This is a genomic window from Microbacterium paraoxydans, assembly GCF_018224615.1.
Classification (GTDB): Bacteria; Actinomycetota; Actinomycetes; order Actinomycetales; family Microbacteriaceae; genus Microbacterium; species Microbacterium paraoxydans_B.
The window spans coordinates 1-14,831 of sequence record NZ_JAGTUK010000005.1 but is presented as its reverse complement, the minus strand read 5'-3'; the positions used below and the strand labels follow the sequence as shown (position 1 = coordinate 14,831).

Genomic DNA, 14,831 nt, shown 5'->3' with positions numbered 1-14,831 from the left:
CCGTCACGGAACACCTGGCTCAGTACCAGTTCATCGCCTGCGAGTGCCCCCACGCGCTGCACGGTGTGCCGTACGCGTCGGCGATGTACTTCAGGCCCCAGGCGATCTGGGTCGCGGCGTTGGTCTGCCAGTCGGCTCCCGCGGACGCCATCTTGCTTCCCGGCAGCGCCTGCGGGATCCCGGTGGCCCCGCCGTTGGAGTTGTACGCCTGGTAGTTCCAGCCCGACTCCTTGGTCCACAGCGAGTTCAGGCAGGAGAACTGGTCCCCGCCCCAGCCGTAGCGGTCGGCCATCATCTGCTGCGCGGTCGCCTTCGCCCCGTCCACGGTGTTGGCGGCGGCGAGAGCTGCAGCTGCGGCGGCGGCCTGCTCGGCGGCGACGCGCGCGGCCTCCTCTGCAGCCTTCTGCTCCTGCGCGGCCGTGTAGGCCTGCTGCAGTGCCGCGGTCTCCGCGACGACCTTCTCCGTCTCGGTGGCGGCCTGCTCCGTCGCCACGGTCACGAGCAGCAGCGGCAGGGTCGCGCGGTCGTCGAGGGTCTCGAGGTCGTTCTTGAGCTGGGTCGTGTCCACGGGCGCGGCGGCACTCACGTCGAGGCCGGACGCGGTGACCTCCGTCGTCAGGGCGTCGGCGGCCGCGACTGCGTCCTGCGCCTTCGACACCGTCGTCACGGCCTCATCGGCGATGCGGGTCAGGGGCTCGGCGCCGAAGGCCTGGCTCGTGATCGCCGACGACGCGTCGGGGTGCGCGGCGCCGGCGGCAGGGGCGGCAGTGACACCGACCGTGAGGGTGATCCCCACGAGCGCGGCGGCCGCGGTGCCCAGGACGAGCAGGGGTGTACGAGTGACGGCGGCGCGCGCGGCGGCCACCTCGGAGGCGCGCCGAAGCGCACGGGTCTTCTGAAGCATAGGGTTCGACTTTCGGGTCGTCGTGCGCCCTCTGCGGGACACTCATCGGGAGCTTGCCCCGGACGCAAGTGAACGATTCTGCGTCATCGACCTAGCCCCGACCTGGCATTTTCATGAGAAGAGGGCCCCACGCGGCGGCGTGGGGCCCTCTTCGGAAGGGGGTGCGGCGGGGTCGCTCAGGCGTTCGCGTCCTGACGCTTCAGGCGCGACGCCTCGCGGCCACGGACCGTCTGATCCAGGATGACCTTGCGGATGCGCACCTTCTCCGGCGTCACCTCGACGCACTCGTCGTCACGCGCGAACTCCAGGCTCTCCTCCAGCGTCAGCAGACGCGGCGGCGTCATCGACTCGAAGTTGTCGGCCGTGGAGGAGCGCATGTTGGTGAGCTTCTTCTCCTTGGTGATGTTGACGTCCATGTCGTCGGCGCGCGAGTTCTCGCCGATGACCATGCCCTCGTAGACCTCTTCGGTGGGCTGCACGAAGAACGACATGCGCTCCTGCAGCGCGATCATCGCGAACGGGGTCACCACACCGGCGCGGTCCGCCACGATCGAGCCGTTCTGGCGCGTGACGATCTGGCCCGCCCACGGCTCGTAGCCGTGCGAGATGGCGTTCGCGATGCCGGTGCCGCGCGTGGTGGTGAGGAACTCGCTGCGGAAGCCGATCAGACCGCGCGAGGGCACCACGAACTCCATGCGCACCCAGCCGGTGCCGTGGTTCGTCATGTTCTCCATGCGGCCCTTGCGGTTAGCGAGCAGCTGGGTGATGGCGCCGAGGTGCTCCTCCGGCGTGTCGATCGTGAGGTGCTCGAAGGGCTCGTACGTCTTGCCGTCGATCTTCTTCGTGACCACCTGCGGCTTGCCGACCGTGAGCTCGAAGCCCTCGCGGCGCATGTTCTCGACGAGGATCGCCAGGGCGAGCTCACCGCGGCCCTGCACCTCCCACGCGTCGGGACGGCCGATGTCGACGACCTTGAGCGACACGTTGCCGATGAGCTCCCGGTCGAGCCGGTCCTTCACCATGCGTGCCGTGAGCTTGTGCCCCTTGACCTTGCCCATGAGCGGCGAGGTGTTGGTGCCGATCGTCATCGAGATGGCGGGGTCGTCGACCGTGATGGCCGGCAGCGGACGCACGTCCTCCGGGTCGGCGATGGTCTCACCGATCGTGATGTTCTCGAAGCCAGCGATCGCGACGATGTCGCCGGGGCCGGCCGACTCGGCGGGGTAGCGCTCCAGCGCACGGGTCATCAGGAGTTCCGTGACCCTGGCGTTGCTGGTGGTGCCGTCCGCGCGCACCCAGGCGACCGTCTGGCCCTTCTTGAGCGTGCCGTTGAAGATGCGCAGCAGCGCGAGGCGGCCGAGGAACGGGCTGGAGTCGAGGTTGGTGACCCACGCCTGCAGCGGCGCCTCGTCGTCGTAGGACGGCGCGGGCACGTGCTCCAGGATGGCCTCGAACAGCGGCTCGAGGTCGTCGTTGTCGGGCAGCGAGCCGTCGGCGGGACGGTTCTGAGACGCGGCACCCGCGCGGCCCGAGGCGTACACGACCGGGACGTCGAGCAGCGCGTCCACGTCGAGGTCGGGCACGTCGTCGACCAGGTCGGATGCCAGGCCCAGCAGCAGGTCGTGCGCCTCCTCCTCGACCTCGGCGATGCGCGCGTCGGGACGGTCGGTCTTGTTGACCAGCAGGATCACGGGCAGCTTCGCCTCGAGCGCCTTGCGCAGCACGAAGCGGGTCTGCGGCAGTGGGCCCTCGCTCGCGTCGACGAGCAGCACCACGCCGTCGACCATGGACAGGCCGCGCTCGACCTCGCCGCCGAAGTCGGCGTGACCCGGCGTGTCGATCACGTTGATCGTGATCTCCTTGCCGTCGGCGTGCTTGCCCTTGTAGGTGATCGCCGTGTTCTTGGCGAGGATCGTGATGCCCTTCTCGCGCTCCAGGTCGTTGGAGTCCATGGCGCGCTCCTCCACGTGCGAGTGTTCGCCGAAGGAGCCCGTCTGGCGGAGCATCGCGTCGACGAGCGTGGTCTTGCCGTGGTCGACGTGGGCGACGATTGCGACGTTGCGGAGGTCAGAGCGGAGGGCGTGCGCCATACAAGGGTCCTCAAAGAGTGTGGGGTTGCGCCGGGAAGCCGACGTTCCAGGATAACGTACGCGCGGATCGGATCTCCGAGCCCACGTCGTAGCATCGACTCCGTGACCCCCGCTCCCCCCGCCCACCCGCGTCGTCCGGCCCGTGCGCGCCTGTGGTGGGAGATCGCGATCGTGCTGGCCCTGGGGCTGGGGCAGTCGGCGGTGTACGCGATCGTGCAGCTCGCCTACCGCCTCACCGACGACGTGCCCCTGGCCGACCAGACCGCCACGCTGAACCCCTCCCGCAGCGACCGCGAGGTGTTCGACCTCATCTATCAGCTGCTCTCGATCGGCTTCTCGCTCGTGCCCGTGCTGCTGGTGTGCTTCCTGTTGTGGCAGCGACGGCGCCCGCACCTCGGGCGGCTCGGACTCGACGGCACCCGGGTCGGCGCCGATGTCGCGCGCGGGGTGCTGCTGGTGGTGGCGATCGGCGTGCCGGGGCTCGCGCTCTACCTGGTGGGGCGCGCGACCGGCCTGTTCGTGGCGGTGAACCCCGCGGGACTCGACGCCTACTGGTGGACCGTGCCGGTCCTGCTGCTCGCGGCCGCCCGCGCCTCGCTGCAGGAGGAGTTCGTCGTGCTGGGCTACCTGTTCGCCCGGCTGCGGCAGCTCGGCTGGTCGCCGTGGACGATCATCGTCGCCACGTCCGTACTCCGCGCGACCTACCACCTGTATCAGGGACCTGGGGCCTTCGTCGGGAACCTCGCGATGGGGCTGCTCTTCGGGTGGCTGTACCAGCGGTCAGGACGGCTGCTGCCGTTCCTGGTGGCGCACTTCCTGATCGACGCGACCGTGTTCGTCGGCTACCCGTGGGCGGCCGCGACCTGGCCTGCGCTGTTCGGGCTGCCCGGGTGAGCGGGGCGCTCAGCCCAGGTTGACCACGACGAGGGCGGCCGCGGCCCACAGCACGATCACCGCGAGTGCGATCAGCGCAGGACCGTCCCACGTGCGACGGATCGGGGCGTCGGCGGCCGCCGCGGCAGACCAGCGATCACGGATGTCGGTGAGGGCCTGCAGCCCGGACGGCACCCGGGGCTCCGCGTCCTCATCCCGACGCGGGCGCGGCGGACGGGCACGGGCCGGGCCACCCCAGCAGGTGAGCGTACGGCCATCGTCGAGCGCGAACTCGAGCTGCCAGCGCAGATCGATGTCGCGCACGTGACCCCAGCCGAAGCTGGTCCGACGCAGCAGGTTCTGCACGGTCGCCCCGTGTGCGTCCACGCGCACGTGCGAGACGAAGCTGATCTCGTACACGATCCACAGCGCCAGGAGCATCCACGGCGCGATCAGCAGCGCCTGCACGATGCTGCCGTTGATGACCGTGTCGCCCAGCAGGAAGAGCACGAGCAGCACGCTGAGCACGAGGACGACGGTGCCCGAGGACGCACGGTAGGTCCGTGCGTCCTCGGGCTGTGCCGGCGATGCCACGCTCAGCGGCCGCCGAGGGAGATCGACGCACCCGGGATCGCCTGCAGCAGGCGCTCGGTGTACTCCTCCTGCGGGTTCGCGAAGATCTCGTCGACCGTGCCCTGCTCCACCACGCGGCCCTTCTCCATCACGCACACCAGGTCGCTGGAGACCCGCACGACCGCGAGGTCGTGGGTGATGAAGAGGTACGTCAGGTCGAGCTCGGACTGCAGGTCGGCGAGCAGCTTCAGGATCTGGTCCTGCACCAGCACGTCGAGCGCCGACACCGCCTCGTCGAGCACGATGATGTCGGGCTTGAGCGCGAGAGCGCGGGCGATGGCCACGCGCTGCCGCTGACCGCCCGACAGCTCGTTCGGGTAGCGCGAGGCGAGGGCCTGGGGCAGGGCGACCTGCTCCAGCAGTTCCTCCACGCGCGCCCGCTGCGAGGCCCGGTCGCCGACACCATGGATCTGCAGCGGCTCGGCGATCGTGTTGCCGATGTTGCGCAGCGGGTCGAGCGAGCCGTACGGGTCCTGGAACACCGGCTGCATGCGCCGCCGGAGCCCGAACGCCTGGGCGTTCGAGAGTCCCGACACGTCCTGACCGTCGATCTCGATCGTGCCGCTGGTCGGATCCTCGAGCTTGAGCACCATTTTCGCGACGGTGGACTTGCCCGAACCGGACTCCCCGACCAGAGCGAGCGTCTTGCCGCGCGGGATCTCGAACGACACGTCGTCGACCGCCCGGAAGGCCTCGCTGCGGAAGTTGCCCTGACGGATCTTGTAGTCCTTCGTCAGGCCGGCCACCCGGACCGTCGGCGGGATGTCCGCGAGGTCTTCCAGCGTCTCGATGCCCCGGTCCTCCACCACCGCCTGGATGCGCTGCGACGCCACACTGGGTGCCGCGGCGACCAGCCGCTTGGTGTACGGGTGCTGCGGGTTCTCCAAGATCTGACGGCTCGGGCCGGCCTCGACGATGTTGCCACCGTTCATCACGATGATCTTCTCCGCGCGCTCGGCCGCGAGACCGAGGTCGTGCGTGATCAGAAGCACCGAAGTGCCCTTGTCCCGCGTGAGGGAGGCCATGTGATCGAGGATGACCCGCTGCACCGTCACGTCGAGCGCCGAGGTCGGCTCGTCGGCGATCAGGAGCTTCGGGTCGGCCGCGAGACCGATGCCGATCAGCGCACGCTGGCGCATGCCACCGGAGAACTGGTGCGGATACTGGTGCAGGCGGCGCTCAGCGTCGGCGAGTCCCGCCTGCTGCAGCACCTCGATCGTGCGTGCCTTGACGGCGGCGCGACCCTGGGCGATGCCGTTGGCGCGGACGGCCTCCTTCACCTGGAACCCGATGCTCCACACCGGGTTGAGGCTCGACATCGGGTCCTGCGGGACGAAGCCGATGTCCCGGCCGCGCACCGCCTCGATGTCGCGGCGGCTCAGGCCCGTGAGCGGACGGCCCTCGAGCGTGATCGAGCCTCCGGTGACCTTTCCGGTCCCCGGCAGCAGGTCGACGATGGCCGTGGCCGTGGTGGACTTGCCCGAGCCGGACTCCCCCACGATCGCGACGGTCTCGCCGGGGAACACGTCGAACGTGACACCGTGCAGGACCTCGCGCATCCCCTCCTGGGAGCGGAAGGCGACCGTGAGGTCGCGGACACTCAGCAGCGGGATCTGGGCGGCGTTGTGGTCGCTCATCGGCGGGCCCTCGCCTTCGGGTCGAGGGCGTCTCGGATGAGCTCGCCGAGGCCGACGAACGCGAGCACCGAGAGGGTGAGCGCGATCGATGGATAGATGAGCGACATCGGGGCGATGCGCAGTGCCGCCTGTGCCTGGCTGATGTCGTTACCCCACGACACCACCGTGCCGCCGAGCCCGACACCGAGGAACGACAGCGTGGCCTCCGCCACGATCGCCGCTGCGAGGCCCAGGGTCGACACGACCAGCAGCGGTGCGATGCCGTTGGGGATCACGTGCGTCAGCAGCGTCTTGAAGCGGGACTGTCCGAGGGAGCGCGAGGCCATGACGAAGTCCGCCTGCCGCACCCGGAGGATCTCCGCGCGCACGACGCGTGCCGTCGATGCCCAGGAGAAGCCACCGATCGCGAGCGCGAGCGTCCACACCGAGCGGTAGTCCGAGAACACCGTCATCACGACCAGGGCGGCCAGGATGTACGGGATCGCGAAGAAGATGTCGCCGATGCGGGACAGCAGCGCGTCGAGCCAGCCGCCGTAGAAGCCCGCCAGGGCACCCATGATCAGGCCGAGGACCGCGGAGATCGCCGTGGCGATCAGACCCACGGACAGCGAGACCTGGGCACCCCAGACGACGCGCGCGTAGATGTCGCACCCCTGGAAGTTGTACCCGAGCGGGTGGCCCGGCGTCGGGCCCTCGTTACTGTACGTCAGGTCGCACGCGCGGGGGTTGACCTGCGTGAACAGGGTCGGCCACAACGACATCAGGATGAACAGGGCGGCGAGCAGCACCGAGAACCAGAACATCGGGCGACGGCGCAGGTCGCGCCAGGCGTCGCGCCACAGGTTGCTGGGTTTCTCGGCGACGCGCACCGCGTCGATCGCGATCGACTCGGTCTCGACAGGAGCGACATAGTGCTTCTGCGTGGTGGGGTCAGACATAGCGGATCCTCGGGTCGAGCAGACCGTAGAGCAGGTCGATGACAAGGTTCACCAGCACGTACAGGATGACGAACACGGTCACGAAGGAGACCACGGTGGGCCCCTCCCCGCGGATCGCCGCCTGGTAGAGCGTGTTGCCGACACCGGGGATGTTGAAGATCCCCTCGGTCACGGTGGCGCCGACGAGGAGCACACCGAAGTTCGTGGCGGAGTTGGTGATGACCGGGAGCAGGGAGTTGCGCAGCACGTGCACCGGGATCACGCGCGTGCGCGAGAGTCCCTTGCTGTATGCCGTGCGCACCCAGTCCTGGTTGAGGGTGTCGATCACCGAGCTGCGCATCAGGCGCATGCTGACGGCGAAGAGGCTGAACCCGAGCACGAGTGCAGGAAGCCACAGGCCGCCCCAGTCGTTGTCGGAGCCGACGGTCGGGCTGAACCAGCCCCACTGGATCGCCAGGAAGTACTGGGCCAGGAAGCACAGCACGAAGATCGGGATCGCCAGGGCCACGAGCGCGACGAGCAGGGCCGTCGTGTCGAACAGCTTGCCCTTGCGCAGCGCAGAGATCGTGCCGATCAGGATCGCGAGGGTGAACTCGATCGCGATCGCCATGATGGCGAGACGGCCGGTGACCGGAAGCGTGTCGACGAGCACCGCGGAGACCGGACGACCGGAGAAGGTCGTGCCGAGGTCGCCCTGGAACACACCGGTGATGTAGTACCAGTACTGGACCAGGAACGGGTCGTTGAGGTGATACTCCTCGCGGAGGGCGTTGACGAGTGCCTCGCTCGGCGTGCGATCACCGAACAGGGCCAGGATCGGGTCGCCTGGCATCGCGAACACGAGGAAGTAGATGAGCAGGGTGGCCCCGAAGAACACGGGGATCACCTGGAGAAGACGTCTGATGATATAGCTGGGCATCCGCAGTCCCTTTCGGGAGGGCGCGAACAGACCGAACGGGAGCACCCGACGAGGCGGTGACGGAAACCGTCACCGCCTCGCGGGTGCGAGCTCCGTCAGGCCTATTCGGCAGCCTTCGTGATCTCGTAGTACAGCGGGACCGAGTTCCAGCCGAACGTGACGTTGTCGACGGTGTCGGCGTAACCACCGGTCACGTTGGAGTACCACAGCGGGATCGCGGGGAGATCGTTGAACAGGATCTCCTGCGCCTTGGTGAACTCCTCGACCTGCGCCGCGGTGTCGGTGTTGCTGATGCCCTCGGCGATCAGCTCGTCGAACTCGGGGTTCGAGTAGTCACCGTCGTTAGAACCGGCGTTGGTCGCGTAGAGCGGGCCGAGGAAGTTGTACAGACCCGGGTAGTCGGCCTGCCAACCCGAACGGGCAGCGGTCTTGATGCTGTTGTTGTTGATCTCCTCGCGGATCACGGAGAAGGTCGGGTACGGGTCGCCCGACGCCTCGATGCCCAGCGTGTTCGAGATCGCGTTGGTGACGGCGTCGACCCACTCCTGGTGGCCACCGTCGGTGTTGTAAGCGATCTTGAACTCGCCCTCCCACGGGGAGATGGCGTCGGCCTCGGCCCACAGTTCCTTGGCCTTCTCGGGGTCGTACTTCAGGACCTCGTTGCCCTTGATCGAGTCAGACCAGCCGTCGATGACCGGCGACGTGAAGTCGGAGGCCGTGGTGCGGGTGCCGAAGAAGATCTTGTCGGTGATCTGGTCGCGGTCGAACGCCATCGAGATGGCCTGGCGACGGAGGATGCCCTCCTCGCCGGAGAAGTGCGGCAGGAACTGACCGATCGTGAACGACTGGAAGACGGCCGACGGCTGGTTCACCGCACGGTCGCCCAGGTCGTCCTGGAAGGTCGGCAGCGACACCGCGGGGATGACGTCGATGACGTCGACCTTGTTGCCCTGCAGGTCGGCGTAGGCCGCGTCCTGCGTCGCGTAGAACTTGATCGTCAGACCACCGTTCTTCGCCTTGCGACCGCCGTCGTAGTCGTCGTTGCGGACCAGGTCGATCTGCACGTCGTGCTGCCAGGCCCCCTCACCGTCGAGCTTGTACGGGCCGTTGCCGATCGGGTTCTCACCGAACGCGTCGATGTCCTCGAACGCGACGTCGGGCAGCGGGTAGTACGCCGAGTAGCCCAGGCGCAGCGCGAAGTCGGCGGCCGGCTTGTTCAGCGTGATCTTGAAGGTGTAGTCGTCGACCTGCTCCAGACCCGACATGTCGCCCTGTGCGCCGTAGACGTCCGGGGTGTTCTGGAAACCCTCGATGTCCTCGAAGAAGTAGTTCGAGAGGTGAGCGTTGTCGGCCTGTGCGCCGTAGTTCCACGCCTTGATGAAGTTGTCGGCCGTGACCTCCTCGCCGTTGGAGAACGTCTGGCCCTCCTTCAGCTTCACGGTGAGGTGCTGCGGGTCCTCGGTGGTGATCTCCTCGGCCATGTCGTTGACCGGCTTGCCCTCGGCGTCGTAGTAGACGAGCCCGGCGAAGATCTCGTCGAGGATCTTGCCGCCACCGACCTCGTTCGTGTTGGTCGGGATCAGCGGGTTCTCGGGCTCCGAGCCGTTGGTCGTGATGATGGCGTCGGGGTCGGCCTTGGCCCCACCGTTGCCGCCGTCACCGGTGTTGCCGGATCCGCCCGCGCAGCCCGCGAGCGCCAGAGCGCCACCCGCGAACAGCGCGACGCCCGCCAGGGCGATCTTGTTGCGCTTCACTTTGTGTCCTCCTGTGGACGTGGGAATTCTGCGTGCGCATCATCGAGCACGCAGGGATACCTGAGCGTAACCCGCGAGTCCGCTCGCCGACGCACTCGGCTAACGAACTGTTACTGAGTGGTGACCAATCGTCACACGCGCGAAACATACGGAAACGCGGACGGCGTCGCGCGACCCGAGGGCCATCGCGACGCCGTCCGCGAACCGTCAACTGCTCAGGCGAACGCCTCCACCGGCGGGCACGCGCACACCAGGTTGCGGTCGCCGTACGCTTGGTCGATGCGGCGCACCGGCGGCCAGTACTTCGCCGCGATGAGCGAGCGCACCGGATAGGCGGCCTCCTCGCGCGTGTAGGCGTGCGTCCACTCCCCCGCGATGAGCGACACCGCGGTGTGCGGCGCGTGTACGAGCGGGTTGTCGTCGGCGGGCCAGCGACCGGCGGCCACCGCATCGGCCTCCGCCTTGATCATGATCATGGCCTCGATGAACCGCTCGATCTCGTCGAGGTCCTCCGACTCGGTCGGTTCGACCATGAGCGTGCCCGCGACCGGGAACGACATCGTCGGGGCGTGGAAGCCGTAGTCGATCAGGCGCTTGGCGACGTCGTCGACCGTGATGCCGGTGGCTTCCTTGAGCGGACGCAGATCGAGGATGCACTCGTGCGCGACCCGACCGTTCTCGCCCGTGTAGAGCACCGGGAAGTGCGCGCCCAGCCGCTCCGCGATGTAGTTCGCCGACAGCACCGCCGCAGCGGTCGCACGACGCAGGCCGTCCGCGCCCATCATGCGCACGTAGGCCCACGAGATCGGCAGGATTCCCGCGGAACCGTAGGGCGCCGCCGAGATGACCGCACCGTCGAACGTGTATCCGCCGAAGTGCTCGGCGCGCTGCGCGAGCGGGTGCGACGGCAGGTACGGCGCCAGGTGCGCCTTCGCCGCGACCGGCCCGATGCCGGGGCCGCCCCCGCCGTGCGGGATCGCGAACGTCTTGTGCAGGTTGAGGTGCGACACGTCGCCGCCCAGGTCGCCGAAGCGGGCATAACCGAGCAGCGCGTTGAGGTTCGCACCGTCGACATACACCTGGCCGCCGGCCTCGTGCACCGCGGTCGTGATGTCGACCACCTGCTCCTCGTACACGCCGTGCGTCGAGGGATAGGTGATCATCAGCGCCGCGAGCTCCTCGGCGTGCTGCGCGATCTTGGCCCGCAGGTCGTCGAGGTCGACGTTGCCGAGCGCATCACTCGCCACGACCACGACCCGCATCCCGGCGAGCACGGCCGACGCCGCGTTCGTGCCGTGCGCCGACGACGGGATGAGGCACACCGTGCGGTGGGTGTCGCCGTTCGCGTGGTGGTAGCCGCGGATCGCGAGAAGCCCGGCGAGCTCGCCCTGCGAACCCGCGTTGGGCTGCAGCGACACCGCGTCGTACCCGGTGATCTCGGCGAGCCAGCTCTCGAGCTGATCGATCAGCTCGAGGTAGCCCTGCACGTCGTCCGCGGGAGCGAACGGGTGGATGCCGGCGAACTCCGGCCACGTGATCGCCGCCATCTCCGTCGCCGCGTTCAGCTTCATGGTGCAGGACCCCAGCGGGATCATGCCGCGATCGAGCGCGTAGTCGCGGTCGGACAGGGTCTTCAGGTAGCGCATCATCGCGGTCTCGCTGCGGTGCGCGTGGAACACCGGGTGCGTAAGGTACTCGTCCTCGCGGCGCAGAGCCGTCGGCAGTGCGTTCGTCCCGCCGCCGAAGAACGCGAACGCCCGCTCCGTCTTGCCGCCGAACACCAGCGCCACCCGGTGCAGGTCGGTGAACGTGGTCGTCTCGTCCACCGCGACACCGATCGTGTCGGCGTCCGCCACGCGCAGCAGGATTCCGTGCTCGTCACGTGCCCGCGCGGCGAGCTCCGCCGCGCGGCCGGGCACGCGCACCGTGAGCGTGTCGAAGAAGTGCTCGTGCACGACCTCGGCCCCGGCCTCGACCAGCCAGTCGCGCAGCAGCGTGGCCTTGGCGGCGACGTCCCCCGCGATCGCGCGCAGCCCGTCCGGCCCGTGGTACACCGCGTACATCGACGCCATCACGGCCAGCAGCACCTGCGCGGTGCAGATGTTGGACGTGGCCTTCTCGCGGCGGATGTGCTGCTCGCGCGTCTGCAGCGAGAGCCGGTACGCGGGCTTGCCGTCGGCATCGACCGACACGCCCACCAGGCGACCGGGCAGCTGGCGCTCGAGCCCCGAGCGCACCGCCATGTACCCGGCGTGCGGTCCGCCGAAGCCCATCGGCACACCGAAGCGCTGCGTCGTGCCCACCGCGACGTCGGCCCCGAGCGTGCCGGGGGCGGTCAGCAGCGTGAGCGCGAGCAGGTCGGCCGCGGCCACCGCGAGGCCACCCGCGAGGTGAGCCGCCTCGAACACCGCCGTCGGGTCCCACACGCGACCCGAGGCGCCCGGGTACTGCACGAACACGCCGAACAGCTCGTCCGGCAGCTCCTCACCCGCGGCGACGTCGACCGTCACGAGTTCGATGCCGAGGGCCTCCGCGCGCGATGCGAGCATGGCCCTGGTCTGCGGCAGCGCATCGGCGTCGACCGCGAACACGTTCGACGCGGACTTCGAGGCGCGGCGTGCGAGCAGCATGCCCTCCACCACCGCGGTCGACTCGTCGAGCATCGACGCGTTCGCGGTGCTGAGCCCGGTGAGCTCGGCGACCATGGTCTGGAAGTTGATGAGCGCCTCCAGGCGCCCCTGCGAGATCTCCGGCTGGTACGGCGTGTAGGCCGTGTACCACGACGGGTTCTCCAGCACGTTGCGCTGGATCACCTGCGGCGTGATGGTGCCGTAGTACCCGAGGCCGATCATCGTGCGGCGGACCGTGTTGCGCGACGCGAGAGCGCGCAACTCGTCGAGCGCCTCGGTCTCGCTCGCGGCGACAGGGATACGCGATTCCGCGACCGCGGCCTCCGGCGCCAGGTAGATCGAGGCGGGGACGGCCTGGCGCATGAGCGTCTCGACCGGGCTCGTGGGGCCCTCCTCCGCGCCGCCGAGGCCGAGCGCGTCGAGCATCGTGCGCTGGGCGGTCTCGGTGGGTCCGATGTGACGATCGGCGAAAGCAACCACTTCTGTCTCAGCCCTCCGTGAGTGCGACGTAGGCGTCGCGGTCGAGCAGTCCGTCCAGGGCGCCGGCGGCGACCGAGACCTTGAGGAGCCAGCCGCCCTCGAACGGCTCGGCGTTCACGAGCGACGGGTCGTCGACCACCGCGTCGTTGACCTCGACGACCGTGCCGGCCACCGGGGCGTACAGCTCGCCGACCGACTTGGTCGACTCGATCTCACCCACCACGGAGCCCGCGGTGATCTCGGTGCCGACGGCGGGCAGCTCGACGAACACCACGTCACCCAGCTTCTCGGCGGCGTAGTCGGTGATGCCGATGGTCACGGTGTCGCCGTCACCGGCGATCCACTCGTGCTCGTCGGTGTAGCGGAGTGCGCTGAGGTCGGTCATGAGTTCCTCCGGTAGAAAGGCAGGGCGGTCACGGTCGCGGGGATACGGGTCCCCCGCACATCAAGGAATACTGCGGTTCCCTCTTCCGCGGAAGAAGGGTCGACGTAGGCCATCGCGATCGGATGCCCCAGCGTCGGGCTCAGGGCGCCGCTGGTGATCTCCCCGAGCGGGGCGCCATCGGCGTCGACGACCGCGTAGCCGGCGCGACCGGCACGTCGCCCCTCGGCGGTCAGGCCGACCAGCACGCGTGCGTCGGGTGCGGGAGCCGGGGCGTCCTTGCCGACGAAGCGGTCCTTCGCCGCGACCACGACGCGGCCGAGGCCCGCCTGCGCGGGAGACGTCTCCCGGTTCAGCTCGTGGCCGTAAAGGGGCATCCCGGCCTCCAGGCGCAGGGTGTCGCGCGCCGCGAGACCCGCGGGAACGAGGCCGTGGGGCGTGCCGGCGTCGAGCACGGCGTCCCACAGCGCAACCGCGTGGGCCGCGGGGACGAGCAGCTCGAAGCCGTCCTCCCCGGTGTACCCCGTGCGTGCCAGGAGCAGCGGCTCCCCCGCGAAAGTCGCCGAGGCCCAGGCGTAGTAGCGCTGGGAGTCCCACGGCGCACTCACGTCGGCGATACCGGGGGTCGCCGCGAGGATCTTCTCGGCGTGCGGGCCCTGCACCGCGATCAGCGCGTAGTCGTCGGACACGTCGGCGACCTCGACGTGCGGGGCCCCGGAGTCGGCGACCCGCTCCGCGAGCGCATCGCGCACAGCGTCCCGGTTTCCCGCGTTCGAGATGACGAGGTAGTCGTCGTCGGCCAGGCGGTACACGATCACATCGTCGACGATGCCGCCCTCGGCCGTGAGGAGCAGCGAGTACTTCGCCTTGCCGACCGCAAGAGCCGACAGGCGCCCCGCGAGCGCGTAGTCGAGGTAGGCACCCGCGTCGACGCCACGCACCGTGAACTCGGCCATGTGCGAGATGTCGAAGATGCCCGCCGCCTGTCGCACCGCGTGGTGCTCGGCGAGGTCGGACGTGTAGCGCACCGGCATCTGCCAGCCGCCGAAGTCGGTGAACGACGCGCCGAGGGCCTCGTGGCGCTCGCGCAGCGGGGTGTAGCGGGGTTCGGACATGGAGTTCTCCCGGGCTGGGTCGGGCGGAACGGCGACGGCGCCGTTCCAGGGAACTCCCCCTCTGTCATGGGCCTGAGAGCTTCGCCCGCACGAGCACGCGGGCTTTCACCGTCGGCGGATCCCCGACATCGGGATCGCTTTTCAGAGCGGCCGGACCTCCGCGGTACGCGTACCTGAGAGATTGGCGGGGAGGCTTGCTCCTTCGGTGCCCGGCTGCGTGCGCCGGGGCTCTCCCGCGTCGGTCTTTCGGCCTGTCTTCGATTGTGGGTTCAGTCTAGCCCGACGCACGTCCGCGTCCCGTACCGTGCGGACCCGGATCACAGCCCCGCGAGTTCGGTGCGGACTTCGTCGCGGAGGCGGCCGAGGTTGTCGGGTTCGGGGGCGGCGGCGAGGAGGGTCTTGGTGTACTCGTGTTGCGGGTGCAGGATGACCTGGTCCGCGGGTCCTCGTTCGACGACGTCGCCCTTGTAGAGCAC

The 14,831-nt window shown here is 69.1% G+C and carries 12 protein-coding genes and 2 riboswitches; of the genes, 1 reads left to right on the top strand and 11 read right to left on the bottom strand.

The genetic code is table 11. The features are described 5' to 3' along the window. Positions 1 to 19: 19 nt before the first annotated feature. Both KE274_RS15635 and typA read right to left on the bottom strand, forming a co-directional pair. Positions 20 to 904 (bottom strand): phospholipase, encoded by an 885-nt coding sequence (locus KE274_RS15635; protein ID WP_211545422.1) that lies wholly within the window; start codon positions 902 to 904, stop codon positions 20 to 22. A 176-nt stretch (positions 905 to 1,080) separates the two neighbouring features. Then, entirely contained in the window at positions 1,081 to 2,994 is a 1,914-nt protein-coding gene (gene typA / locus KE274_RS15630) for a translational GTPase TypA (RefSeq protein WP_211545420.1), read from the bottom strand. A gap of 102 nt (positions 2,995 to 3,096) precedes the next feature. On the opposite strand from typA, the gene KE274_RS15625 reads away from it, so the two are divergent. Next, positions 3,097 to 3,888 (top strand): CPBP family intramembrane glutamic endopeptidase, encoded by a 792-nt coding sequence (locus KE274_RS15625; protein ID WP_211545418.1) that lies wholly within the window; start codon positions 3,097 to 3,099, stop codon positions 3,886 to 3,888. A 9-nt stretch (positions 3,889 to 3,897) separates the two neighbouring features. On the opposite strand, the gene KE274_RS15620 is transcribed toward KE274_RS15625, so the two are convergent. The 9 genes from KE274_RS15620 to KE274_RS15580 form a co-directional block, all read right to left on the bottom strand. Then, the gene (locus KE274_RS15620) at positions 3,898 to 4,461 is read right to left on the bottom strand and encodes a PH domain-containing protein (RefSeq protein WP_211545416.1); all 564 of its coding nucleotides are present in this window, start codon (positions 4,459 to 4,461) and stop codon (positions 3,898 to 3,900) included. Positions 4,462 to 4,463: 2 nt separating this feature from the next. After that, on the bottom strand, positions 4,464 to 6,137 hold the full coding sequence (locus KE274_RS15615) for a dipeptide ABC transporter ATP-binding protein (protein ID WP_211545414.1): 1,674 nt from the start codon (positions 6,135 to 6,137) through the stop codon (positions 4,464 to 4,466). After that, a complete protein-coding gene (locus tag KE274_RS15610) occupies positions 6,134 to 7,075 on the bottom strand; it encodes an ABC transporter permease (protein WP_211545412.1) in 942 nt (313 codons plus the stop codon). Before KE274_RS15610 ends, KE274_RS15615 begins: the two co-directional genes overlap by 4 nt. Beyond that, entirely contained in the window at positions 7,068 to 7,994 is a 927-nt protein-coding gene (locus KE274_RS15605; protein WP_211545410.1) for an ABC transporter permease, read from the bottom strand. The genes KE274_RS15610 and KE274_RS15605 overlap by 8 nt, the downstream gene beginning before the upstream one ends. 101 nt (positions 7,995 to 8,095) lie before the next feature. Further along, complete coding sequence (locus KE274_RS15600) at positions 8,096 to 9,748, bottom strand: peptide ABC transporter substrate-binding protein (RefSeq protein ID WP_211545408.1); 1,653 nt, start codon at positions 9,746 to 9,748, stop codon at positions 8,096 to 8,098. A 215-nt stretch (positions 9,749 to 9,963) separates the two neighbouring features. Further along, positions 9,964 to 12,804: an aminomethyl-transferring glycine dehydrogenase gene (gene gcvP / locus KE274_RS15595; RefSeq protein WP_249186544.1), complete on the bottom strand. Its 2,841-nt coding sequence runs from the start codon at positions 12,802 to 12,804 to the stop codon at positions 9,964 to 9,966. 61 nt (positions 12,805 to 12,865) lie between these two features. Beyond that, positions 12,866 to 13,243: a glycine cleavage system protein GcvH gene (gene gcvH, locus KE274_RS15590; protein WP_211545404.1), complete on the bottom strand. Its 378-nt coding sequence runs from the start codon at positions 13,241 to 13,243 to the stop codon at positions 12,866 to 12,868. Continuing rightward, entirely contained in the window at positions 13,240 to 14,355 is a 1,116-nt protein-coding gene (gene gcvT / locus KE274_RS15585; RefSeq protein WP_211545402.1) for a glycine cleavage system aminomethyltransferase GcvT, read from the bottom strand. Before gcvT ends, gcvH begins: the two co-directional genes overlap by 4 nt. Before the next feature lie 54 nt (positions 14,356 to 14,409). Beyond that, positions 14,410 to 14,505, bottom strand: a riboswitch (glycine riboswitch). A gap of 1 nt (position 14,506) precedes the next feature. Beyond that, a riboswitch (glycine riboswitch) is annotated at positions 14,507 to 14,601 on the bottom strand. 71 nt (positions 14,602 to 14,672) lie between these two features. Next, the gene (locus tag KE274_RS15580) at positions 14,673 to 14,831 is read right to left on the bottom strand and encodes an ABC transporter ATP-binding protein (protein ID WP_439957718.1); all 159 of its coding nucleotides are present in this window, start codon (positions 14,829 to 14,831) and stop codon (positions 14,673 to 14,675) included.

Bases quoted from the DNA above. Each gene is read 5' to 3' on its own strand.
- KE274_RS15635 (WP_211545422.1), bottom strand. From the start codon at position 904: ATGCTTCAGAAGACCCGTGCGCTTCGGCGCGCCTCCGAGGTGGCCGCC.
- typA (WP_211545420.1), bottom strand. From the start codon at position 2,994: ATGGCGCACGCCCTCCGCTCTGACCTCCGCAACGTCGCAATCGTCGCC.
- KE274_RS15615 (WP_211545414.1), bottom strand. From the start codon at position 6,137: ATGAGCGACCACAACGCCGCCCAGATCCCGCTGCTGAGTGTCCGCGAC.
- KE274_RS15610 (WP_211545412.1), bottom strand. From the start codon at position 7,075: ATGTCTGACCCCACCACGCAGAAGCACTATGTCGCTCCTGTCGAGACC.
- KE274_RS15605 (WP_211545410.1), bottom strand. From the start codon at position 7,994: ATGCCCAGCTATATCATCAGACGTCTTCTCCAGGTGATCCCCGTGTTC.
- gcvP (WP_249186544.1), bottom strand. From the start codon at position 12,804: ATGCTCGACGCGCTCGGCCTCGGCGGCGCGGAGGAGGGCCCCACGAGC.
- gcvH (WP_211545404.1), bottom strand. From the start codon at position 13,243: ATGACCGACCTCAGCGCACTCCGCTACACCGACGAGCACGAGTGGATC.
- gcvT (WP_211545402.1), bottom strand. From the start codon at position 14,355: ATGTCCGAACCCCGCTACACCCCGCTGCGCGAGCGCCACGAGGCCCTC.